Origin of the sequence: Azonexus sp. IMCC34842, assembly GCF_050368855.1 — a bacterium.
Taxonomy (GTDB): domain Bacteria; phylum Pseudomonadota; class Gammaproteobacteria; order Burkholderiales; family Rhodocyclaceae; genus Azonexus; species Azonexus denitrificans_A.
The window spans coordinates 2575368-2598038 of sequence record NZ_CP178449.1 but is presented as its reverse complement, the minus strand read 5'-3'; the positions used below and the strand labels follow the sequence as shown (position 1 = coordinate 2598038).

23 protein-coding genes are annotated in these 22671 nt (G+C 63.3%); 6 read left to right on the top strand and 17 right to left on the bottom strand.

Annotated elements, in window-relative coordinates; genetic code table 11:
• Positions 1 to 6: 6 nt before the first annotated feature.
• Positions 7 to 1002: an aldo/keto reductase gene (locus ACLIKD_RS12325; protein ID WP_428825294.1), complete on the bottom strand. Its 996-nt coding sequence runs from the start codon at positions 1000 to 1002 to the stop codon at positions 7 to 9.
• A 143-nt stretch (positions 1003 to 1145) separates the two neighbouring features.
• On the opposite strand from ACLIKD_RS12325, the gene ACLIKD_RS12320 reads away from it, so the two are divergent.
• Positions 1146 to 2039, top strand: coding sequence for a LysR family transcriptional regulator (locus ACLIKD_RS12320; protein ID WP_428825293.1), 894 nt, complete (start codon positions 1146 to 1148; stop codon positions 2037 to 2039).
• Positions 2040 to 2155: 116 nt separating this feature from the next.
• Here ACLIKD_RS12320 and ACLIKD_RS12315 read toward each other — a convergent pair whose 3' ends face one another.
• The 6 genes from ACLIKD_RS12315 to uraH form a co-directional block, all read right to left on the bottom strand.
• Positions 2156 to 2755 (bottom strand): IMPACT family protein, encoded by a 600-nt coding sequence (locus ACLIKD_RS12315; protein ID WP_428825292.1) that lies wholly within the window; start codon positions 2753 to 2755, stop codon positions 2156 to 2158.
• Between the two features lie 86 nt (positions 2756 to 2841).
• Entirely contained in the window at positions 2842 to 3336 is a 495-nt protein-coding gene (locus ACLIKD_RS12310) for an ureidoglycolate lyase (protein ID WP_428825291.1), read from the bottom strand.
• Complete coding sequence (gene alc, locus ACLIKD_RS12305; RefSeq protein WP_428825290.1) at positions 3333 to 4364, bottom strand: allantoicase; 1032 nt, start codon at positions 4362 to 4364, stop codon at positions 3333 to 3335. Before alc ends, ACLIKD_RS12310 begins: the two co-directional genes overlap by 4 nt.
• Entirely contained in the window at positions 4361 to 5308 is a 948-nt protein-coding gene (gene puuE / locus ACLIKD_RS12300) for an allantoinase PuuE (RefSeq protein ID WP_428825289.1), read from the bottom strand. The genes alc and puuE overlap by 4 nt, the downstream gene beginning before the upstream one ends.
• A 91-nt stretch (positions 5309 to 5399) precedes the next feature.
• Complete coding sequence (locus ACLIKD_RS12295; protein WP_428825288.1) at positions 5400 to 6617, bottom strand: urate hydroxylase PuuD; 1218 nt, start codon at positions 6615 to 6617, stop codon at positions 5400 to 5402.
• The gene (uraH, locus tag ACLIKD_RS12290; protein ID WP_428825287.1) at positions 6587 to 6940 is read right to left on the bottom strand and encodes a hydroxyisourate hydrolase; all 354 of its coding nucleotides are present in this window, start codon (positions 6938 to 6940) and stop codon (positions 6587 to 6589) included. Before uraH ends, ACLIKD_RS12295 begins: the two co-directional genes overlap by 31 nt.
• A 228-nt stretch (positions 6941 to 7168) precedes the next feature.
• On the opposite strand from uraH, the gene uraD reads away from it, so the two are divergent.
• Positions 7169 to 7690 carry a 2-oxo-4-hydroxy-4-carboxy-5-ureidoimidazoline decarboxylase gene (gene uraD, locus ACLIKD_RS12285; RefSeq protein WP_428825286.1) on the top strand — a complete coding sequence of 174 codons (522 nt, stop codon included), beginning with the start codon at positions 7169 to 7171 and terminating at the stop codon, positions 7688 to 7690.
• A gap of 13 nt (positions 7691 to 7703) precedes the next feature.
• On the opposite strand, the gene ACLIKD_RS12280 is transcribed toward uraD, so the two are convergent.
• The 5 genes from ACLIKD_RS12280 to urtB form a co-directional block, all read right to left on the bottom strand.
• Positions 7704 to 8690 carry a LysR substrate-binding domain-containing protein gene (locus ACLIKD_RS12280; protein ID WP_428825285.1) on the bottom strand — a complete coding sequence of 329 codons (987 nt, stop codon included), beginning with the start codon at positions 8688 to 8690 and terminating at the stop codon, positions 7704 to 7706.
• A 164-nt stretch (positions 8691 to 8854) separates the two neighbouring features.
• Positions 8855 to 9547 (bottom strand): urea ABC transporter ATP-binding subunit UrtE, encoded by a 693-nt coding sequence (urtE, locus tag ACLIKD_RS12275; RefSeq protein WP_428825284.1) that lies wholly within the window; start codon positions 9545 to 9547, stop codon positions 8855 to 8857.
• A 588-nt stretch (positions 9548 to 10135) separates the two neighbouring features.
• Positions 10136 to 10909 carry an urea ABC transporter ATP-binding protein UrtD gene (urtD, locus tag ACLIKD_RS12270; RefSeq protein ID WP_428828339.1) on the bottom strand — a complete coding sequence of 258 codons (774 nt, stop codon included), beginning with the start codon at positions 10907 to 10909 and terminating at the stop codon, positions 10136 to 10138.
• A gap of 53 nt (positions 10910 to 10962) precedes the next feature.
• A complete protein-coding gene (gene urtC, locus ACLIKD_RS12265; RefSeq protein WP_428825283.1) occupies positions 10963 to 12078 on the bottom strand; it encodes an urea ABC transporter permease subunit UrtC in 1116 nt (371 codons plus the stop codon).
• A gap of 7 nt (positions 12079 to 12085) precedes the next feature.
• A complete protein-coding gene (gene urtB / locus ACLIKD_RS12260; RefSeq protein ID WP_428825282.1) occupies positions 12086 to 13666 on the bottom strand; it encodes an urea ABC transporter permease subunit UrtB in 1581 nt (526 codons plus the stop codon).
• A gap of 152 nt (positions 13667 to 13818) precedes the next feature.
• Here urtB and ACLIKD_RS12255 point away from each other — a divergent pair, with 152 nt between their 5' ends.
• Both ACLIKD_RS12255 and ACLIKD_RS12250 read left to right on the top strand, forming a co-directional pair.
• Complete coding sequence (locus tag ACLIKD_RS12255) at positions 13819 to 14070, top strand: hypothetical protein (RefSeq protein ID WP_428825281.1); 252 nt, start codon at positions 13819 to 13821, stop codon at positions 14068 to 14070.
• 19 nt (positions 14071 to 14089) lie between these two features.
• The gene (locus ACLIKD_RS12250; protein ID WP_428825280.1) at positions 14090 to 14635 is read left to right on the top strand and encodes a DUF1439 domain-containing protein; all 546 of its coding nucleotides are present in this window, start codon (positions 14090 to 14092) and stop codon (positions 14633 to 14635) included.
• A 16-nt stretch (positions 14636 to 14651) separates the two neighbouring features.
• On the opposite strand, the gene ACLIKD_RS12245 is transcribed toward ACLIKD_RS12250, so the two are convergent.
• The 3 genes from ACLIKD_RS12245 to ACLIKD_RS12235 all read right to left on the bottom strand — a co-directional run bounded on the left by ACLIKD_RS12245 (position 14652) and on the right by ACLIKD_RS12235 (position 17905).
• Positions 14652 to 15917, bottom strand: a complete 1266-nt coding sequence (locus tag ACLIKD_RS12245) for a transglutaminase-like domain-containing protein (RefSeq protein ID WP_428825279.1) — start codon at positions 15915 to 15917, stop codon at positions 14652 to 14654.
• Positions 15918 to 16000: 83 nt separating this feature from the next.
• Complete coding sequence (locus tag ACLIKD_RS12240) at positions 16001 to 17428, bottom strand: PhoH family protein (RefSeq protein WP_226416486.1); 1428 nt, start codon at positions 17426 to 17428, stop codon at positions 16001 to 16003.
• Positions 17429 to 17449: 21 nt separating this feature from the next.
• A complete protein-coding gene (locus ACLIKD_RS12235) occupies positions 17450 to 17905 on the bottom strand; it encodes a peroxiredoxin (RefSeq protein ID WP_428825278.1) in 456 nt (151 codons plus the stop codon).
• An 86-nt stretch (positions 17906 to 17991) separates the two neighbouring features.
• Here ACLIKD_RS12235 and ACLIKD_RS12230 point away from each other — a divergent pair, with 86 nt between their 5' ends.
• Both ACLIKD_RS12230 and ACLIKD_RS12225 read left to right on the top strand, forming a co-directional pair.
• Complete coding sequence (locus tag ACLIKD_RS12230; protein ID WP_428825277.1) at positions 17992 to 20136, top strand: ABC transporter substrate-binding protein; 2145 nt, start codon at positions 17992 to 17994, stop codon at positions 20134 to 20136.
• Positions 20133 to 21305, top strand: a complete 1173-nt coding sequence (locus ACLIKD_RS12225) for a methyltransferase (RefSeq protein ID WP_428825276.1) — start codon at positions 20133 to 20135, stop codon at positions 21303 to 21305. Before ACLIKD_RS12230 ends, ACLIKD_RS12225 begins: the two co-directional genes overlap by 4 nt.
• Here the strand turns inward: ACLIKD_RS12225 and ACLIKD_RS12220 are convergent.
• Positions 21283 to 21951, bottom strand: a complete 669-nt coding sequence (locus tag ACLIKD_RS12220; RefSeq protein ID WP_428825275.1) for an HAD family hydrolase — start codon at positions 21949 to 21951, stop codon at positions 21283 to 21285. The two genes, ACLIKD_RS12225 and ACLIKD_RS12220, sit on opposite strands and share 23 nt — an antisense overlap.
• The gene (ubiG, locus tag ACLIKD_RS12215; protein WP_428825274.1) at positions 21944 to 22642 is read right to left on the bottom strand and encodes a bifunctional 2-polyprenyl-6-hydroxyphenol methylase/3-demethylubiquinol 3-O-methyltransferase UbiG; all 699 of its coding nucleotides are present in this window, start codon (positions 22640 to 22642) and stop codon (positions 21944 to 21946) included. The genes ACLIKD_RS12220 and ubiG overlap by 8 nt, the downstream gene beginning before the upstream one ends.
• Positions 22643 to 22671 lie beyond the last annotated feature (29 nt).

Below are 22671 nucleotides of genomic sequence, written 5' to 3'. Positions count from 1 at the left end.
TGGTGATTACAGCCCGGTCATGTTCAGCGCGTACTCAGGCAAGCGGGCACCTTCCAGATGCAGCTTCGAGGCGGCTGAGTCGATCTGTTGCAAGTCATCGGTAGTCAGTTCCACCGCGATGGCGCCCAAGTTTTCTTCCAGGCGATGCAGTTTCGTGGTGCCGGGAATCGGCACGATCCAGGGCTGTTGCGCCAGCAACCAGGCAAGTGCAATCTGGGCTGGCGTCACGCCCTTGGCCTCGGCAAAACCCTTGATCAGGCTAACTAGCGCGACATTGGCTTTCAGCGCGTCGGGGGAAAAGCGCGGAACTTGCGAGCGGAAGTCGGAACTGTCGAAACGGGTGTTCTCGTCCATCTTGCCAGTCAGGAAGCCGGCACCGAGAGGGCTGAATGGCACGAACCCAATGCCCAGTTCTTCCAGTGTCGGCAGCAACTCGTTTTCCGGGCCACGCCACCACAAGGAATACTCGCTTTGTACGGCGGTCACCGGCTGAACGGCATGGGCACGGCGAAGCGTCTGGATGCCGGGCTCGGAGAGGCCGAAATGCTTGACCTTCCCTTCGGCAATTAACTCCTTAACGGCACCTGCCACGTCCTCGATGGGAACGCTAGGATCAACGCGATGCTGGTAGAAAAGATCAATCGCCTCGACCTTGAGGCGCTTCAGCGATGCTTCGGCGACGGCCTTGATGTGCTCCGGGCGACTGTTAACGCCACCGGTACGCTGTGCTGTTGCCGGGTCGAGATCAAAACCGAATTTTGTGGCGATGACCACTTGCCCCTTGAACGGTTCCAGCGCCTCACCCAGCAGTTCTTCGTTCACGAACGGGCCATAAACTTCGGCCGTGTCGAAGAAAGTGACACCCAAATCGACGGCCTTTCGGATGAGCGCGATCATTTCCGTTTTGTCGCCGGCCGGACCGTAGGCCGAACTCATGGACATGCAACCAAGTCCCAGTGCAGATACCTCAAGGCCACTATTTCCCAGAAAGCGCTTTTTCATGACGAATCTCCTATGTCTATTCAGGCGCACACGGCTGTGTCCTATGCGGACCAGTGCCGAGTGCTGATGTCGTCAATGTAGGTTCTGTGGATTGATTTGTTAATACGCTAAAATCAGCATGGGTTTATGCATGGAACTGATAAATGGCTGCCGGCGACTTTAGCGATCTTGTTGCGTTCATTGCGGTGGCGCGGGAAAGGAATTTCACCCGTGCAGCGGCTCAGCTGGGGATTTCGCAATCCGCGTTGAGTCATACGATCCGTAGCCTGGAGACGCGGCTCGGTGTTCGTTTGCTGGCCCGTACCACACGGAGCGTGTCACCAACCGAAGAGGGTACCCGGTTGCTGGAGGCCGTCGCTCCACGGCTGGAAGAAATCAATAACGAACTGGCGGCTTTAAGCGACTTGAGAAACAAGCCCAGTGGGCTGATACGCGTTACAACCGCCGAGCATGCCGCTAATACCGTGCTTTGGCCTCGACTACAGGCATTTTTGCTGGACTACCCCGAAATCAGGGTCGAGATAAACGTCAATTACGGGATGACCGATATCGTCGCGCAGCGTTTTCATGCTGGCGTACGCCTGGGTGATCAGGTCGAGAAGGATATGGTGGCAGTGCGGATCGGCCCTGATCTACGAGTTGCAGTTGTCGGCTCACCGGACTACTTCACTCGCCATCCACAGCCCAAATCCCCGCAAGACCTATCCAGCCACAACTGCATCAATCTCCGACTACCGACCCATGATAGCTATATGGTTTGGGAGTTCGAGAAAAAGGGGAATCCCTTGAAGGCTCACGTCGATGGGCAGTGGACGTTCAACATGGGGTCTCACATTCTTCGAGCTGCGGTGGCGGGTTGTGGCCTGGCATACCTGCCAGCAGACATGGCGAAAGAGGAAATCGCCAGCGGGAAGCTGATTTCAGTGCTGGACGACTGGTGCCAGCCTTACCCTGGATATCACCTTTACTACCCGACAAGCCGGCAATCATCCCCGGCGTTTAGGCTGTTGGTGGACTGTCTGAGATACCGAAATTGAGTGGTATGGACGTCCGGAACTGAGTGCATTTTTGACTTCTACGGCCAATCCCGCGAACGTCTGGAAAGGCCGATGAACTGCCTCCTGTCACCCAGCAACATTCACCACCTCTCCGCCTAAATCCCAACCCCATCCCCCAGCCAAACAACCCGTCCCTGCCCAGCCTCATTGAGCCGGGCGATCAAGGCGGGGGCGTCGCTTTCGGCCAGCCGGAAAGCGCAGTTCACTTGTTCGCCGTGTTCGATGCTTTTCAGGCTCGCACCCACTGCCTCGATCTCGCGACGCAGCAGGCCTTCCTGCGCGTAGGGCAGTTCGCAGCGCAGCTCGTGTTGCTTGACGATGGGGATCTTGCGGGCGTCGCGCAGGGCCTGGGCGATGCTGTCGGTGTAGGCGCGGAGCAGGCCGCCGGCGCCGAGCTGGATGCCGCCGTAGTAGCGCACGACGCTGGCGAGCACGCCGTCGAAATCCTGGTGGCGCAGCACTTCGAGCATGGGCCGGCCGGCGGTGCCGCTCGGTTCGCCGTCGTCGACCGCGGCCGACTGGCCGCCGGCGAGCAAGGCCCAGCAGACGTGCGCGGCACCGGGGTGGGCCGCGCGTAAGCCGGCGATGATGGCCTGCGCCGCGGCGCGGTCGGCGACCGGTTGCACGCAGCCGAGAAAGCGGCTTTTCTTGATCAGCAGTTCGCTGTGTACGGGCGCGGCGATAGTCTGGGCCATGGGGCGGGAAACAAGGTGAGGGCGGAGGGCGCCGCCATTTTACGCTGCCCGCTTCGCCCGCCTTGTTGCCGGCCGGGCTTGCCCGGCTAATCCAGGCTCAGGCTGACAGGCGGTTCGATGCTGACTTCGTCGCAGTTATCGCCCGGTCCCGAACGGTCGACGACCAGAAAATCGCCGATTTCATTGAGCGCGAGCAGCGGGTGGTGCCAGACGCCGGGTGCGTAGTTGACGCCCTGGCCGGGCCGGGCAAGGAAGGCGCGTAGGTCGTCCGGGCCAGGCGCGGCACCGGGGTGGGCGACGACGACCAGGTAGGGCTGCGGGCCGAGCGGCATGAAGGCCTGCGAGCCGAATGGGTGGCGTTCCATCATTTCGATCATGAAGGGCAGCGACCGTGGCTGGCCGCGGAATATGCTGACGATCAGCTTCCCGTCCGGGCCGGCGTCGAGTCTGGCCAGGTCGTGGTAGCGCTCGGTGTTGCCGGCGTTGATGGAAATCGGCATTTTTGCGGCGTCGACCGCGATGACCTCGCCGAAGGGCGCGAAGGCGGCAGCGGTCAACGCTTCCGGAACGAGCTTTTTCACCAGGCCACCTTGCCCCACAGGCGCAGGCGCGAGACGCCGCCGTCGGGGATGATGTTGAGGCGCACATGCGTGACCGGGCCGAGCTCGGCGAGGTTGCCGCTGAACGTGTGGATGGCGTCCATGCTCAGCTTCTGTTCGCCGATCAGGAAGGGCCAGAACATGCTCTGCGTGATCACCGACTGGTCGGTGCCGCCGTCCATGCGTGCCGCCTGCAGCGAGAAGCGGTCGGGGTAGTTGCCCTTGAAGTGGGCGGTGTCGACTTCGATGCGCTCGATCAGGCCGGGCGTGCCCAGTTGCAGGATGCACCAGTCGTTGCCGGGTTCGCGCCGGCGCCGGGTTTCCCAGCCGTCGCCCATGTTGATGCCGCGCCCCGGCGCGATCAGGTTGGCGGCGCAGCCGAAGTGGGCATCGTTCCAGGCCACGGCGCGGCCGCCGTTTTCGAGGGCGACGAGGTCGTAGAGGCGCTCCGGCTCGTTGGCATCGAAAACGCCGACCGGCTGGCCATAGACGCGCAGGCGGGCGATGCCGCCGTCCGGGTAGATGTTCAGGCGCAGGTGGCTCCAGGTGTCGGTGCTGGCGATTTCGAGCAGGTGATGGCTGTTGCCCGACAAGGTCGTGGACGGCAGGATGCGCGTCCAGCGCGCGTTGGCGAGCACGGCGGGGTCGTCCGATGCGCAGTCGGTGGCGTCGATCGAGATGGCCGGCGCGAAGTTGCCGGTGAAGTGGCTGGTATCGACGTCGAAGCCGCGCACGATGCCGCGCCGGCCGAGTTTGACCAGGCTCCAGTCGTAGCCGGCGGTGCGCTTGCGGCGGGTTTCCCAGCCGTCCATCCATTTGCCGTTGGCGTCGTACTTGCCGGGGATGAACACCGCCGGTTCCGGGTTGAGTAGGCGTTCGAGCGGCGCGAAGAATTCGTCGCTGGCGGCAATGGCGCGCGCGCCGATGCGGGCGTCGGCAAGGTTCACCGAGCGGCTTGCCCAGTCGGGCAGGATGGCGGGGGCGGAAACGATGGGCGCAGCGTCGCTCATTGGGCGGAGTCCTTGCGGTAAGGGTGGGTGGCGATCCAGTGGCGGGCGATGTCGAGGCGGCGACAGACCCAGACCCGGTCGTGTTGTTCGATATGGTCGAGGAAGCGTTGCAGCGCCAGGAAGCGGCCGGGCCGGCCGAGCAGGCGGCAGTGCATGCCGATCGACAGCATCTTGGGCGATTCGTCGCCTTCGGCGTAGAGCACGTCGAAACTGTCCTTCAGGTACTGGACGAACGGATCGGCGTGGCTGAAACCTTGCGGCAGGCAAAAGCGCATGTCGTTGGTGTCGAGCGTGTAGGGCACGATCAGGTGCGGTACCGGCGTCCCGTCGCTCTTGGTGACCTCGGTCCAGAAGGGCAGGTCGTCGCCGTAATAATCGCTGTCGTAGAGCAGTCGACCGTCGTCGGCGACCAGGCGGCGCGTGTTCGGGCTGTCGCGGCCGGTGTACCAGCCGAGCGGGCGGCTGCCGGTCATCTGTTCGATGACCTCGAGGGCGAGGCGCATGTGTTCGCGTTCGACGGCTTCATCGACGTTCTGGTAGTGAATCCAGCGCCAACCGTGGCAGGCGATTTCGTGGCCGAGTTCGACGAAGGCGGCAGTCAGCTCCGGGTGGCGTTGCAGCGCCATGCCGACGCCGAACACGGTGAGCGGCAGACAGCGCTTCTCGAATTCGCGCAGGATGCGCCAGACGCCGACGCGCGAGCCGTATTCGTAGATCGACTCCATCGACAGGTGGCGTTCCGGGTAGCTGGCCGGGTTGAACAGTTCGGATAGGAACTGCTCCGAGCCGGCGTCGCCGTGCAGCACGCAGTTTTCGCCGCCTTCTTCGTAATTCAGCACGAACTGCACGGCGATCCGGGCGCCGCCGGGCCAGGCAGCATGCGGCGGACAGCGACCATATCCAATCAGATCGCGTGGGTATTCGTCTTTGTGTATATGGCTCATTCCTGGCTCCAACTGTGGATCTACTTTTCCTGGGACATCGACTACCAGTTCGTGCCGCCGATCAAGAAACATTTCGTCCCCGCTGCCTGATCTAGCGGTAACCGCCGGCCGCCCAGGCGGCCAGCTTGGCGCGCTCGGCATCGGTCATCGCGGTGATGTTGCCGAGTGGCATGGCCTTCAGTTGCACGGCCTGGGTCAGGATGCGCGGGCCGTTGGCCCGGATGGCGTCCGGGGTGTCGAGCAGGACGCCGGCCGGCGCGGCCGGCATCAGGGTCGGCGCGGCGCCGTGGCAGCCGGTGCAGCGCGCCGTGATCAGCGGCTGAATTTCGGCTAGCGTCGGTGCCGTGGTGGCATTGGCGAGGGCCGGCCGGGCCGGGGCCAGCCAGATGAAGACGCCGAGCAGGATCGCCCCGCCAGCCAGCGGGTATTGCCAGGCCAGGATGCCCTTGTGCTTGAGGTTGAAGAAATGGCGGATCAGCGCGGCGGCCAGCATGATTGCCGCCAACACCAGCCAGGCCTGCGGGTGGCTGTAGGTGAAGGCGTAGTGATTGGAGATCATGCAGAACAGCACCGGCAACGTCAGGTAGTTGTTATGCACGCTGCGCTGCTTGGCGCGCAAGCCATGGATCGGGTCGGGTGTTTCACCGCGTTGCATCGCCGCCACGGTATTCTTCTGGCCGGGAATGATCCAGAAGAAGACGTTGCCGCTCATTGTCGTCGCGATCATCGCCCCGACATGCAGGAAGGCGGCGCGGCCGGAGAGCAGGTGGGTCAGCGCATAGGCGACGGCGACCACGAAAATGAAATAGAGCGCCGCGAAGAGCAGCAGGCTGCGCTTCATCAGCAGCCGGCACAGGCCGTCGTAGACCAGCCAGCCGCCGGCCAGCGTGGCCAGCCCGATGCCGATCGCCTGGCCCGGCGTCAGTGCCGCCTTGGCCGGATCGACCATGTAGGTCGCGGCCTGCGAGTAATAGAGCACGCCGAGCAGGAAGAAGCCGGTGATCCAGGTCGAGTAGGACTCCCACTTGAACCAGTGCAGGTCGTCCGGCAGGTTCTTGGGCGCGACCAGGTATTTCTGCGGGTTGTAGAAGCCGCCGCCATGCACCGCCCACAGTTCGCCGCCGACGCCCTTGGCGATCAGGTCGGGGTCGCTCGGCGCCTTCAGCGTGTTGTCGAGCCAGATGAAGTAGAACGACGAGCCGATCCAGGCGATGCCGACGATCAGGTGCAACCAGCGCAGCAGCAGCGAGCCGATTTCGATCAGGTAGGCGCTGTCCATCAACTGCCCCGGTAGGTCGAGTAGGCCCACGGCGAGATCAGTAGCGGTACGTGATAGTGACCGCTCGCATCGGCAATGCCGAAGCGCAGGCTGACCTGGTCGAGGAAGGGCGGTTCCGGCAGATCGACACCCTGGCGGCGGAAATAATCTGCCGTCGCGAACACCAGTTCATAGATGCCGGGCAACATCGCTTCGTCGGCCAGCAGCGGCTGCGCGCAACGGCCATCGCTGTCGGTCTGCCCGACCAGCAGCGGAGTGCGCCGGTCGCCGTCGACCCGGTTCAGGGTGAATTGCATGCCGCCCGCCGGCTGGCCGTGGGCGGTGTCGAGTACGTGGGTCGTCAGGCGCCCCATGGGCTTTCTCCGGTGACTGAGGGTTGATGGGGCGATTATAGGAAGCTTGTCCGGCGTGGGGTTTTATAAAGGCTATCGGTTATTTCGGATGTTGCTGTCCGGTCTGCGGCAAGTGCTTGATTGTTCCGGATATACGAAAGCACAGAAGATCATTATCTTGCGGTGTGGCTTGTTGCCGGGGGGCAGGACTCCGTAAGCTTCGAAGCCAGACAACCCAGCCTTGATCCGATGACCGACGCCACTTCCCTTGCCGAGCTTTCCCGCCTTGAACGCCCGGAATTCGTCCGCCGGTTGGGCGCCGTCTTCGAGCATTCGCCGTGGGTGATCGAACGGGCCTGGGAAAAGCGGCCCTTCGCCGACAAGCCGGCCTTTTATGCCCGGCTTGCCGAAACCCTGAACGAGGCCGGCCGGGAACGGCAACTGGCCTTGATCAATGCCCACCCGGAACTGGCCGGCAAGGCCGCCATTCGCGGTGAGCTGACGGCCGATTCGGCCCGCGAACAGGCCGGGGCCGGACTCGCTGCCTGCACGCCCGAGGAATTCACCGCCATTCGCCGGCTGAACGATGCCTACCGGGAAAAATTCGGCTGGCCGTTCATCATCGCGGTCAAGGGGCTGAGCCGCACCTTGATCATCGCCGAGATGAGCCGCCGCCTGGCGCGTCCGGCCGACGAGGAATTTGCCGAAGCGCTGGGCCAGATCATCCGCATCGCCAGCTTCCGGCTCGACGAGCTGATCGCCGGCGACTGAGCCGGCTGTTCTCTCAGGCCCGCGCGCGCTGGCCGATGGCCGGTTTCGGCGCCGCCTCGGTCACCTGTACCTTGCCGACCCGTTCGCGGATGACATCGACAATCTGCTCGCGGAACCAGCGGCATTCTTCCGAATGGTGCGAGCGTTCGTGCCAGAGCAGGTAGAAGCGCATTTTCGGAAATTCCAGCGGCGACTCGGCGATGCACAACTCGCCCACCGAACAGCAATACTCGGCAAAAATGCGCGGCGCCGAGAAGATGATGTCGTTCTGCAACAGCACATAGGGCACCAGATTGAAGTAGGGCACGCTGGCAACCACGTTGCGTTTCAGCCGGTCGCGCGCCAGCTGCATGTCGATGACGCCGCGCTGGCCGACCGCGTAGGGCGTCGGCACCAGATGTTCGGCATTCAGGTAATCGTCCTGGCTCAACTTGCGGCCGGCCAGCGGGTGGCTCTTGCGCATCAGGCAGACCACGTCGTCGTCGAACAGCGGCGCCAGGCGCAGATGTTCGGGCGGTTGCGGCCAATTGCCGATGACGATGTCCAGTTCGCCCGATTCCAGCGCCTTGGCGTAGTCGTAATCGGGACCGAAGGAATGCAGCACGACCTGCGAATGCGGCGCGAACTTGCGCATGCGGGCGACAACGGTGCCGATCAGGATCGAATTCAGATAATCCGGCGTCGCGATGTTGAACACCCGCCGCGACTTTTGCGGATCGAAACGCACCTGCTGCGAACCGATCGCCTCGATCTGCGCCAGCGCGATCTTGACCGGCTCGAGCAGGCTCAGGCCGCGCTCGGTCGGCGTCATGCCGTTGCGGCTACGGACCAGCAACTGGTCGCCGGTGATGTCCCGCAAGCGGCGCAGCGCCGTGCTGACGGCCGGCTGCGACTGGTTCAGGCGGCGTGCCGCATTCGATACGCTGCACTCGGTCAGCAACGCATGCAATACCTGCAGCAGATGAACGTCGATCGATTCCCAGGAACATGTCGCAGCCATTTCTTACCCTTCGTTATGCTGTTAGCAGTAACTATCAGCAAAAACAGTGCCCGGAAAACGAACGCTGCCAGGCGCCAAAAGCCGCCAGCCACAAGGCTTGCGCCGGGGTTCGTCGCACCAATCATGGGCGGCGCGCCGACATCGGCACCAAATCGAACCCTGTTTCAAACCGCCAGCGCCTCGCGCACACCGTCCTGTGGCATCGTTTCGCCGCGGCCGCGCATGATGAACTCGCCGCGTTCCATCAGCAGGTATTGGTCGGCCAGCGATTCGGCGAAGTCGTAATACTGCTCGACCAGCAGGATGGCCATTTCGCCGGTTTCGGCCAGCATCCGGATAGCGCGCTCGATGTCCTTGATGATCGACGGCTGGATGCCTTCGGTCGGCTCGTCGAGGATCAGCAGCTTCGGCCCCATGGCCAGCGCCCGGCCAATCGCCAGCTGTTGCTGCTGGCCGCCGGACAGGTCGCCGCCGCGGCGGTGCATCATCTGTTTCAAGACCGGGAACATCTCGAAGATGCGTTGCGGGATCTTCGTACCACCGGGCTTGGTGGCCAGGCCCATCAGCAGGTTCTCCTCGACCGTCAGGCGCGGAAAGATCTCGCGGCCCTGCGGCACGTAGCCGATGCCGGCCTTGACGCGGTGGTGCGGGGCGGCGTGGGTGATCTCCTGGCCGTCGAAGGTGATGCTGCCGGATTGGGTTTTGACCAGACCCATCAGGGATTTGAGCAGGGTGGTCTTGCCGACGCCATTGCGGCCGAGCAGGGTGGTGACTTCGCCGGTTTTCACCTCGAAGGAGAGGCCACGGAGGATGTGGCTGCCGCCGTAGGATTGGTTGAGGTTTTCGATTGTTAGCATGGTGCTGGTCCTCGGGGTTTAGTGCTTGAATTGGCTTGGGGTTCCGCCTTGCGGGCGGCATTACTTTCTTTTGCTTCGCCAAAAGAAAGTAAGCAAAGAAAAGGCGACCCCTGGGTCGGCGCCGGGCTACGCCCGGTACCTTGCGCTACTCGGCAGGCCGGGCGGCTCGCTAAACTCGCCTGCGGCTCAGACAACGCGAGCCGACTGCCCCCGGCCAGCCTGCGTTGCTCAGCGCCTCGCAAGGGGCCCGGTAAACCATCCGTGCTTTGAGCATTTGCCCGCTGAGTCGGGACGTTTTTCGGGTCCCCGTGCGGAGCGCCGAGCAACGGAGAAGCCGGCGGAAAAAGGGCGAGGACTGTTTGAGGGGCGTAGCCCCGAGTTCCGCAGCGCCCTGAACGATGCGCAGCATCGTGAAGAAGTACTCTTGGGGTGCCCCCGCCGGTTTCGAGTAGCGCAGGGAAGTCGGCGCAGCCGACCGCGTAACCCGGGGTCGCCTTTTCTTTGGCTACTTTCTTTTGGCGAAGCAAAAGAAAGTACGCCCGCCCGCAAGGCGGAACCCCAAGCTCGATATCGGGAAAGCCCAAAACCTCAGCGCCCAAGATAAACCTCAATAACCCGCTGATCACTCTGCACCGTCGCCAGATCCCCCTCCGCCAGAACCGATCCCTCATGCAACACCGTCACCAGCCCACCAAGCTTCTCGACAAACGCCATGTCGTGTTCAACGACGACCAGCGAATGCTTCCCGGCCAGCGAAACGAACAGCTCGGCCGTCCGCATCGTCTCGTCGTCGGTCATGCCGGCCACCGGTTCATCCAATAACAACAGCTTCGGCTCCTGCATCAGCAGCATGCCGATCTCCAGCCACTGCTTCTGGCCGTGCGAGAGCAGACCGGCCTGCCGGTCGGCTTCGCCGTCGAGGCGGATCAGGCGCAGGGTTTCGGCGATGCGGTCGCGATCGTCGCCGGAGAGCCAGGCGAGCAGGCTTTTCCACACCCGCTTGTCGGTCTTCATCGCCAGTTCGAGGTTCTCGAACACCGTGTGCTGCTCGAAGATGGTCGGTTTCTGGAACTTGCGGCCGATGCCGATGTGGGCGATTTCCGGCTCGGTCAGCCGGGTCAGGTCGATCGACTGGCCGAAGTAGGCTTTGCCGGAATCCGGCCGAGTCTTGCCGGTGATGACGTCCATCATCGTCGTCTTGCCGGCCCCGTTCGGGCCGATGATGCAGCGCAGCTCGCCGGCGCCGATGTTCAGCGTCAGGTTGTTGAGCGCCTTGAAGCCGTCGAAGCTGACGGTGATGTCTTCAAGGTAGAGGGCGACGCCGTGCGACAGGTCGAGTTCGCCGGTGACGAAATGGCCCATCTGCTCGGTGCCGTCGCTGCCTTCCGGGCGGTCGTCGAGGGTGTTTTCGAGGATCATGCGGCGCCTCCTTGTTTCCGGGTCATCAGTTTCTTCCACAGGCCGACCAGGCCTTGCGGCAGCATCAGCGTGACGACGATGAAGAGCAGGCCGAGGAAGAACAGCCAGTATTCGGGGAAGCTGACGGTGAACCAGCTCTTGGCGAGATTGACGACGAAGGCGCCGATGATCGGGCCGATCAGCGTGCCGCGCCCGCCGACCGCGACCCAGATGGCGATCTCGATCGAGTTGGCCGGGCTCATTTCCGAGGGGTTGATGATGCCGACCTGCGGCACGTAGAGGGCGCCGGCGATGCCGCAGATGACGGCCGAGATCACCCAGATGGTCAGCTTGTACCAGAGCGGGTTGTAGCCGATGAACATGACGCGGGATTCGGCATCGCGGATGGCGGTCAGCACGCGGCCGAACTTCGACTTGACCAGCCAGGCGGCGAAAACCAGCGTCACGGCGAGCAGCACGGCGGTCAGGCCGAACAGCACCAGCCGGGTTTCCGGCGAGGTGATGCTGTAGCCGAGGACGCGCTTGAAGTCGGTGAAGCCGTTATTGCCGCCGAAGCCGGTTTCGTTGCGGAAGAAGAGCAGCATCGCGGCGTAGGTCAGGGCCTGGGTGATGATCGAGAAATAGACGCCCTTGATCCGCGAGCGGAAGGCGAAGTAGCCGAAGACGAAGGCGACCAGTGCCGGCACGATGACGACGAGCAGGGCGACCCAGCCGAAGCTGTCGCTACCGCTCCAGAACCACGGGATTTCCTTCCAGTCGAGGAAGACCATGAAGTCCGGGAGGTCGGCACCGTAGCTGCCGTCGCGGCCGATCTGGCGCATCAGGTACATGCCGAAGGCGTAGCCGCCGAGCGCGAAGAACAGGCCGTGGCCGAGCGACAGGATGCCGCCGTAGCCCCAGATCAGGTCCATCGCCACGGCGACCAGCGCGTAGCACATGATCTTGCCGATCAGCGTGATGAAGTAGGTCGAGAGATGGAAGGCGCTGTCTTCCGCCACCGCCAGATGCAGTACCGGCACGAGAACCAGCGCCAGGGCGAGGAAGACGACGATGGCGAGCCAGCTCCTGGTGTCCAGCGCGGACAGGATGCGGAGAGAGAGAGGTTGGCGCATGGCTTTCTCAGTTATCGACGAAGCGGCCCTTGAGGGCGAAAATGCCCTGCGGACGCTTCTGGATGAAGATGATGATGGCGACGAGGATGCTGATCTTGGCGATGACCGCCCCGGCCCAGCCCTCCAGCAGCTTGCTGAAGATGCCCAGGCCGAGCGCTGCCCACACCGCGCCGGCGAGTTGGCCGACGCCGCCGACGACGACGACCATGAAGGAATCGACGATGTAGCCCTGGCCCATGTCCGGTCCGACATTGGAGATTTGCGAAAGCGCCACCCCGCCCAGCCCGGCGATGCCGGCGCCGAGCGCGAAGGCCATGGTGTCGATCCGTGCGGTCGGCACGCCGACGCAGCCGGCCATCGCCCGGTTCTGGGTGACGGCGCGGACGAACATGCCGAGCCGGGTCTTGTTCATCAGCAACCAGACCAGCAGCAGCACGAACAGCGCGAAGCCGACGATGATGATGCGGTTCCACGGCAGGATCAGGTTGGGCATCAGTTCGATGCCGCCGGACATCCAGCTCGGGTTGGCGACTTCGACGTTCTGTGCGCCGAACAGCATGCGCGCCGACTGGATCAGCACCAGCGACAGGCCCCAGGTGGCGAGCAGGGTTTCCAGCGTGCGGCCGTACAGCCAGCGGATCACCGTGCGTTCCATCACCACGCCGACCAGCGCGGCGGCGAAGAAGGCGACCGGGATGGCGGCCGGCAGGTACCAGTCGATGTAATCCGGCAGCCAGGCGCGGAAGACGCTCTGCATGGCGTAGGCCGAATAGGCGCCGACCATCAGCAGTTCGCCGTGCGCCATGTTGATGATGCCCATCACGCCGTAGGTGATGGCCAGGCCGAGCGCCCCGAGCAGCAGGATGCTGCCGAGCGACAGGCCGGAGAAGACCCGGCCGAGGTTCTCGGCCAGGGCGAGGCGGCCGTCGATCGCCTTGATCGCGGCGATCGCCTCATAGCGCACCTTGTCGTCGGCCTCCCTGGCCTTGTCGGTGAGCGGCAGCAGCACGCTCTTGATGGCCGGCGAGGTGGTTTCGGCCAGCGCCTTGACTGCGGCCAGGCGGACCGCCGGGTCGGCATGGCCGAGGCTGGCCTGGGCGTGGGCCAGGGTGAGCAGCGCGGTGATCTCGGGGTCGCTTTCCTTTTCCAGTGCCTTGGCCAGCAGCGGCGCCATCTCCGGGCTGACCTTGCTTTGCAGTTCGCGGGCCGAGGCCAGGCGTACTTCGCGCTCGGCATCGAACAGCTTGAGCGCGGCCAGCGCCCCGGCCAGTTCGCCACGAATCCGGTTGTTGACGGTAATGCTCTCCGGTGCGCCAGGCATCTTGACCGCTACGCCGCTGGCCGCATCGAAGGCCTGGTCGCCATCGATGATCACCGCCTGGTCGCCGGCCAGGAACAGGCTGTCCGCGGCCATCGCCTTGAGCACCCGGACGGCATCCGGGTCGGCAGTCTGGGTCAGCTGCCGGATGGCCGCCACCTTCTCGGTCGAGTCGTCAGCCGCCAGCTGGCGGACCTGGGCCGCATCGAGCGCGGCATGGGCCGGCAGGGTGCAGGCGTAGAGCAGCAAAATAGTCAAAAGTTTGGTCATCAAAGGGTCCGTCCGCAATTTGTGCAGTGCAGCGTCAGCTTAGGGTTCGGGCCGGCGGCGGGGAATACGATGAATTGCGTAGGGTGCGATGCGCGGCGGCTCGCCGTGGCAGGGCGTAGAATTGAATGCCTGCGATCCCGATGGAGTCAGCCATGAGCGACCAGCCGCACAACTCGAAACCGAATCTTCAGGAAGCCGCCCAGCAACTGGTGTCGGCGACGCGCTCGGCGCATGCCGCCGAGGTGATGCTGGCCGAAGCCATCGAACACGGCGAGTTGCACGCCGACATCAAGCGCTGGGCAACGGAGCAGTGGGAAGGCAAACAGCTGCCGGGCAATCTCAACCGGCTGGAAACCTTCATCGAGCGCAGCGCCCTCGAGGCCTGGCTGGCTCGCCAGCACTGATCACACAAAGGTGCCCAACTTGACGCGATTCGCCGCTTTTGTCCTGGCCTTGTTGACCTGCTTTTCAGCCTGGGGGGCCGGGTTGTTTGGGCGCGAAGTCGTCATCTCCGAAGCGGAGATCCAGGCGGCGCTGCTCAGGAGCGGCCCGCTGCAGAAAAGCTATGGCGGCGTGATAACAGTGTCATTGAAAGACCCGCCGAAAATTTCACTGGACAGCCCGGACGGCCGGGCCGGGATCACGGCGCGCATGGATGTCGTCTGGCTCGGCAACAGCCCGATACCGGTCGACGTCGTCGCCCGGGCCGGTCTGCGCTACGACGACCGGAGCAAAGCCTTCTTCCTGACCAGCCCGGTGGTCGAGGCGGTACAGTCGCCAGCCCTTTCCCGGGAGAGCGAACCGCTGGCCCGGCAAGCGGTGACTCAGTTGATCGCCAGCTACTTGCGCGCCAAGCCAGTCTATGTCTTGCGCGAGGACGGGACGTCCGAGGAGCAGGCGGCGAGCTGGCTGCTCAAATCGGTGCGCATCGAGCCGGGACGGATCGTCGCTCTGCTGTCACCGATTTGATCGCCGGCGCGTTGCCTTAGATTTCGACCTGTTTGGCGCTGATGGAGTACTGGATGGCGGTCGGATCGCTGCCATCGAAACGGCCTTTCGGCGATTCAAGTTGCGGCAGCAGCAGGAAGGGAATCGGTGCGTTCTGGCCGGGCAAGGTGACGTCGGTGCCGACATTGAAGGCGATCCAGTTCATCTCCCAGACGCCAAAGAGGATTTTCTTCAAGGACAGCAACTTGCTGTCGCGATCCGATAATCCTTCGATGGCGATGGCCCGCCGGACATCGCTCGGGTCGACCGGGATCCAGCCGTAACCGGGCACGTAGAATTCGGCCCGGACATGCTGGCCGCGCGTCGCATTGTCGCCGGCCAGGCCGAGGCTGCGGAACAGGCGGGACTGGGCGACACGCAGGCCGTAGACGCAACGGGCCGGAATGCCGATGGCCCGACAGAGACTGACGAACAAACCATTGATGTCGGCCGAGCGGCCGCCGTACTGCCCATTGATGAATTGCCGGCGAATGTCGCCGGTGCCGCCGCCGGGCAGCGACGGATCATAGGTGGTGTTGTCCACCACCCACTCGTAGATCATTTTCGCTTGCGCCACCGGGTCCTTGATTCGCCCGATCAGTCGCTCGCCGAGCTGGAAGGCCAGGCCGTCGTTGGGAATCAGTTGCGAGGCCTGCAGATTGCGGCGCAGGATGTCGTTGCGCTCGGGGGCGACCGTCCGCTTGGTGACATCGAAATGGCGGTCGGCCGTCGTCACCACGGTCTTGAACTGCAGCTTGCCGTCGACGCCATCGCGCCATTCGCACTGGAAGACCTCGAGGTCGCCATCCGGCAAGCGCCGCATGCTGGAGTTGCCCGGATTGCCTTCCCACGAATGACCCAGCGTGCGCTGGAACAGCGTGTCCTGATTCAAGGGCAGCGGCAGCCATAGCCTGCTGATGCCGCCGCTGGCTTTGAGATTGACCGTCGTGGTGATCTCGTAGGTCCGCCATTCGCTCGGCGGTTCGGGCGCCTTGACCGGCGGCAGACGGGAGGCCGACGTGCCGACCGGCGGCTTCTCGACCACCGAATCGTCGGCGGTATGCACGACCGGACCGGGCGGCGGGCTCGATACCGGCTGCTTGCGGTAGACATTCCTGGCGGTACCGGCTGCCGGCTTTTTGCCTTTTGCGGCAGTCGCCGCTTTTTTGGCCGGGGCCGGCTTGGGGCGCGCCTTGGCGGCCGAAGCTTCCGAGGCGAACAATGAGAGGGCGGCAACAGATGTTAGAAAGTCGCGACGTTTCAAGAATTTCCTCCGGCAGAAACAACCCGTGGCTGAAACGAAAAGGCCGTGTCACAGACACGGCCCCTTTGCTTAATTGCGGCGGATTATAGCACTTCGGCCGCGTGGTCGGCCAAGCGGGAACGCTCGCCACGTTGTAACGTGATGTGACCGGAATGAGCCCAGCCCTTGAAGCGATCGACGACATAGGTCAGGCCGGAACTGCCTTCGGTCAGGTAGGGCGTATCGATCTGCGCGATATTGCCCAGGCAGATCACCTTGGTGCCCGGGCCGGCCCGGGTGACCAGCGTCTTCATCTGCTTCGGCGTCAGGTTCTGGGCCTCATCGATGATCAGGTATTTCTTCAGGAAAGTCCGGCCGCGCATGAAGTTCATCGACTTGACCTTGATCCGCGAGCGGATGATGTCGTGCGTCGCCGCCTTGCCCCAGTCGCCGCCATAGGCGCCGCTGCTCGCTTCGTCGGTATGGGTCAGGACGTCGAGATTGTCTTCGAGGGCGCCCATCCAGGGCGCCATCTTTTCTTCCTCGGTACCGGGCAGGAAGCCGATATCCTCGCCGACCGGGACGGTGGCGCGGGTCATGATGATTTCGGCGAACTGCTTGCTCTCGAGCACCTGGGTCAGCCCGGCGGCCAGCGTCAGCAGCGTTTTGCCGGTGCCGGCCTGGCCGAGCAGGGTGACGAAATCGATATCCGGATTCATCAGCAGGTTCATCGCGAAATTCTGTTCGCGATTGCGCGCCGTGATGCCCCACACGGCATTTTTCGGATGCGTGTAATCGACCAGCGTTTCCAGCACCGCGCTCTTGCCGGCGGTTTCCTTGACGATGGCGGTAAAGTTTTCGCTCTCCAGCCAGACGCACTCGTTGACCAGCATCTGCTGGCAGAGCGGGCCGGTGACGCGGTAATAGGTCTTCGACTCCTTCTTCCACGACTCCATGCCCTTGCCGTGCTTGGTCCAGAAGTTTTCGGGCAGGGCGCGGGTGCCGGTGTAGAGGATGTCGGTATCCTCCAGCACCTTGTCGTTGAAGTAGTCCTCGGCCAGCAGGTTGAGGGCGCGCGACTTGATGCGCATGTTGATGTCTTTCGACACCAGGATGACCGGGCGCTTCGGGAATTTCTTCTGGAGGTGGATGACCACCGACAGGATCTGGTTATCCACCTTCGAGGTCGGCAGGCCTTGCGGCAGTTCGCTGCTGATCGCCTCGGTCTGCAGGTAGAGACGGCCGCTGGCCAGCTTGCTGGAGGGGCCGTAGAGATCGATGCCCTCATCGATGTCGTCGCCGTTTTCGGCCAGCAACTCGTCGAGCATGCGCGAGGTCTGGCGCGCGTTGCGGGCAATTTCCGACATGCCCTTCTTGTTGTTGTCGAGTTCTTCCAGCGTCATGATCGGCAGGAAGACGTCGTGTTCCTCGAAGCGGAAAAGACTGCTCGGGTCGTGCATCAGCACGTTGGTGTCGAGGACGAAAAGTTTGGTAACTGCGGGCTTCTTGGCGGCGGCGGGCTTGCGCGGCATGGAATGGGCCTTGGGTTGGGTTTAGAGGGTTTTTACGAAATCGAGAACTTCCTGGGCATGGCCGGGCACCTTGACGCCCCGCCAGGCGCGGCGCAAGACGCCGCTGCGGTCGATGACGAAGGTGCTGCGTTCGACACCGCGCACCTGTTTGCCATACATGTTTTTCATTTTCATGACGTCGAACAGCGTGCACACCGCTTCGTCGGCATCGGAGCCGAGTTCGAACGGGAAGCTCTGCTTGGCCTTGAAGTTCTCATGCGATTTCACGCTGTCGCGGGAAATGCCGAGAATCACCGCGTTCGCCGCGGCAAACTGGTCGTGCAGATCGCGGAATTGCTGGCCTTCGGTGGTGCAGCCCGGCGTACTGTCCTTCGGGTAAAAATAAATCACGACGACCTTGCCGGCTTGCGCCGCAAGATTGAAGGTTTGGCCACTGGTGGCCGGCAGGGAGAAGTCGGGGATTTTGCTGTCGAGCATGTGACTGCCTCTTGGTCGTTTGGTTGAAGCCATTGTCAGCAAATCGCTGCGCGGCGGTCAACCGGTGTTTTGCTAAACTGCAGGCCATGCGAAAAATTTGCGCCTATCTCGTCTGCATCAGTGCCCTGGCCGGCTGTGGCCAGTCGTGGAACGATCCCTATCCGGCGGCGGAGAGTGAACGCAACATCCTGTACACCGCATTTACCGATCGTCCGAAGCATCTCGATCCGGCCCAGTCCTATTCCGAAGACGAAATCACCTTTACCGCGCAGATCTACGAACCGCCGCTGCAATACCACTATCTGAAGCGCCCCTACGAATTGATTCCCGCGACGCTGGAACAGGTTCCCGTGCCCCGCTTCTACGACAGCAAAGGGCGCGAGCTTTCGGCCCAGGCGCCGGTGGAGCAGATTGCCGAGAGTGTTTATGAACTGAAACTGAAGCCGGGCATTCGTTACCAGCCGCATCCGGCCTTCGCGCTCGATGCGTCAGGGCAGCCGCGCTATCTCGGCGAAAAGGTGGCCGACGGGCGGCAGGTGATCGCCGATTTTCCGGCTACCGGCAGTCGCGAACTGACCGCCGACGATTACATCTACCAGATCAAGCGCCTGGCCCATCCGCGCCTGCATTCGCCAATTTTCGGCATGATGGCCGACAAGATCGTCGGGCTGAAGGAACTGGGTGGCGCCTTGCAGCAGGCGGCCAAGGATATGCCGGCCAATGCCTGGCTGGACCTCGATGCCTATCCGCTCTCCGGCATTGAAAAAGTCGATGCCCACACCTGGCGCATCCGCATCAAGGGCAAGTATCCGCAGTTCCTCTACTGGCTGGCCATGCCGTTCTTCGCCCCGGTACCGCGCGAGGTCGACCGCTTTTTTGCCCAGCCGGGCATGCCCGCCAAAAACCTGACGCTCGACTGGTGGCCGGTCGGCACCGGGCCGTTCATGCTCTCCGAGAACGACCCCAACCGCCGCATGGTGCTGTCGCGCAACCCCAACTTCCATGGTCAGAGCTATCCCTGTGAAGGCGAGGCGGGTGATGCCGAGGCCGGCCTGCTGGCCGATTGCGGCAAACCCTTGCCGTTCATCGAACAGGCGGTATTTACCCGGGAAAAGGAAACGATTCCCTACTGGAACAAGTTCCTGCAAGGCTTTTTCGACGCTTCCGGCATTTCCTCGGACAGCTTCGACCAGGCCGTGCGCGTCAATGTTGGCGGCGACGTGGCGCTCTCCGACGAAATGCGCGACAAGGGCATCCGTCTGCTGACCTCGGTCAAGACCTCGATTTTCTACATGGGCTTCAACCTGCTCGACCCGGTGCTTGGCGGGCTGAACGAGCGGTCGGCCAAGCTCCGCCAGGCCATATCGATCGCCATCGATCAGGAGGAGTTCATCTCGATATTCTCCAACGGGCGCGGCATCGCCGCGCAGAGCCCGCTGCCGCCGGGCATCTTCGGCTACGACGACGGCGAAGCCGGCATCGACAGCGCGGTCTATGACTGGGTCGATGGCAAGGCGAAGCGCAAATCGGTCGAGGTGGCGAAAAAGCTGATGAGCGAGGCGGGCTACCCGAACGGCCGCGAGGCCAAAACCGGCGAACCGCTGGTCGTCAATCTCGATACCACCGGTGGCGGTACGGGCGAAAAGTCCCGTCTCGACTGGCTGACCCGGCAATTTGCCAAGATCGACATTCAGCTCGTCGTTCGCTCGACCGACTTCAACCGCTTTCAGGACAAGATCCGCAAGGGCAATGTCCAGCTTTATTACCTCGGCTGGAATGCCGACTATCCGGACCCGGAGAACTTCTTCTTCCTGTTGCACGGCGAGGAGTCGCGGGTCGGCAAGGGCGGCGAGAATTCCTCCAATTACGCCAATCCGGAATTCGATCGGCTGTTTGTCCGGATGAAGAACATGGAGAACACGCCGGAACGGCTGGCCATCATCCGCCAGATGAATCGCATCCTGCACCACGACGCACCCTGGGTCTTCGGCTTTCACCCGAAGAGCTATACCCTCGGTCATCGCTGGTTGAAGAACCGCAAGCCGAACGATGTCGGCAACAACATCCTGAAGTATCAACGGATCGATGCCGCTGAACGCACTGCCGCCCGCCGCGCCTGGAACCGTCCGGTGCTCTGGCCGCTTGCCGTAGGCGTTATCATTCTGGCCCTCGCCTTGATTCCGGCCGTCGTTGGTTACCGCCGGCGCGAGCGGCGGTCCGCCGTTAAGTGAGGCTGCTCGACCGGCAGCGCCAACTCGATGCCTTGTTGCTGAATTTCCATGCACTCTGGCACCCCCAGCCCTTTCGCGAAATCCGTCCGGCGTGGTGCCGGCAATGGCCGGCTTTGACTGCCGAACTGCTCGCCCTGTCCGACGAAGCCGTCGTGCACCTGAACGATGATGGCGCGGCGGCGCTGACCCTGCTCGCCCGTCATCTGCCCGAGGTGGCGGCCGTTGCCGCGCTGGTCGACGTGCCGGCGCGGCCGGGCGCCGCCCTGACCGACTACGGCCCGCATTGGGCTCGCGAAATCCCCGGACGTAAGCTGCAGCAGATCGAAGCTTTTGCCGCTGCTGCCCGCTGTTGCGGCCGGCCGGTACTCGACTGGTGTGGTGGCAAGGGGCATCTCGGGCGCTTGCTGGCGCAGCAGTGGCAGATGCCGGTACAGACGCTGGAGATCGACCCGGTGCTGTGCAGTGAAGGTGAAGCGCTGGCCCGGCGGGGAGGGTTGGCGCACGAATTTGTCGTGGCCGATGCCCTGACCGCCGCAAACGTGCCAGTAGCCGGCCAGCACGCCGTTGCGCTGCATGCCTGCGGTGATCTGCACCGGCGTCTGATCACGCAGGGGGTCGAGGCACAGGTGGCACGTTTCGATATCGCGCCCTGCTGCTACTACCGGGGTGTGGCGGAGCGCTATCAACCGCTTTCGGGCGGGCTCCGGCTGGTCCTGCTGCGTGACGACACACGCCTGGCCGTCACCGAATCGGTCACCGCGGCGCCCCGCGAAACGCGCCAGCGTGACCGGGCAATCGCCTGGAAGCTTGGTTTCGATAGCTACCGGCGGACGGTGAGCGGCGATACCTACAAGAATTTCAAACCGGTTCCCGAATCGTGGGTGCGTGGCAGCTTTGCCGATTTCCTGGCCTGGATGAATTGCCGCGAAGGCTTGCCGGCGCTTGCCGCAGGGAAAGTCGCGGCGTTCGAGGCGGCGGGCTGGCAGCGGCAACGGGAAGTAATGCGGCTGTCGATTGTCCGCCATGCCTTTCGCCGTGCCCTGGAAATCTGGCTGGGCCTCGATCTTGGCGTATTCCTGGAAGAGCGCGGCTATGCGGTGGATATCGGCAGTTTTTGCGAGCGCCGGCTGACGCCCCGCAATCTGCTTATTTCGGCCCGACTCGGCTAGCGAGAAAGGCCGTCAATTCGGCCGGGTGGTTGATGATCAGATCAGCTCCCCAGGTGTCCAGCGGGCCGCTGTCGCCGAGGTAGCCGTAGGATACGGCGACGGTCAGGCAGCCGGCGGCGCGGCCGGCCTCGATATCGCGCCGGTCGTCGCCGACATACAGCGTCCGCTCGGGGGCGCAGCGCAGCAGCGTGCAGGCATGCAACACCGGCAACGGCGACGGCTTGGCTGCCGCTGTCGTATCGCCGCTGACGACGCACGGCGTGCGCTGGGCCAGATCCAGCAACTCGACCAGCGGATCGGTAAAGCGCATCCGCTTGTTGGTCACGATGCCCCAGCCAAGCCCCATGCTTTCCAGCGCATCGAGCAATTCCGGAACGCCATCGAACAGGCGGGTTTCGGCGCACAGCCGCTTGGCGTAGACATCGAGAAAGCGCTGCGTCAGCCGTTCGTAGTCCGGATCGGCGCTGTCGATGCCAAAGCCGGCCTGGAGCAGCCCGCGCACCCCTTGCGAGACCCACGGCCGGAGCGTTTCCAGCGGCTGTTGCGGCCGGCCTTCTTCGCGTAGCAGGACGTTGACCGTGCCGCCGAGATCCGGCGCGGTGTCGGCTAGCGTTCCGTCAAGGTCGAAAAGAACGGCTTCATACATTTCGGGTTGTGCGCATCAGGTAATTGACACTGCTGTCCTGGCCAAGCGTGTAGCGCTGACTGAGCAGGTTGTAGCTCATGCCGATCACTTCTTCCGGTTCCAGGCCGGCCATTTTCGCCCAGCGGGCGAGTTCGGACGGCTTGATGAACTTGGCGTAGTCGTGCGTGCCCTTGGGCAGCATCTTCAGTACGTATTCGGCGCCGACCACGGCGAACAGGTAGGATTTCGGGTTGCGATTCAGCGTTGAGAAGAATACCTGGCCACCGGGTTTGACCAGCCGGGCGCAGGCGCTGACGATGCTCGACGGATTCGGCACGTGTTCGAGCATTTCCAGGCAGGTCACGGCATCAAAAGCCTCCGGCATTTCCTCGGCCAGCTGTTCGGCTGCGACCTTGCGGTAATCGACCTTCTGGCCGCTTTCCAGCAAATGCAGTTTGGCAACGCCGAGCGGCTTTTCCGACAGATCGATGCCGGTTACGTCGGCGCCGCGCACCGCCATCCCTTCCGATAGCAGGCCGCCACCGCAGCCAACGTCGAGCACGCGCTTGCCGGCCAGTCCGACATGGCGATCGATCCAGTCGAGGCGTAGCGGGTTGATGTCATGCAGCGGTTTGAATTCGCTGCTTGGATCCCACCAGCGGTGGGCGAGATCACCAAATTTTTCCAGTTCGGCAGGGTCGGCGTTGAGCATGGTCTGTATCAATTCGGAAAGGAAAAGAA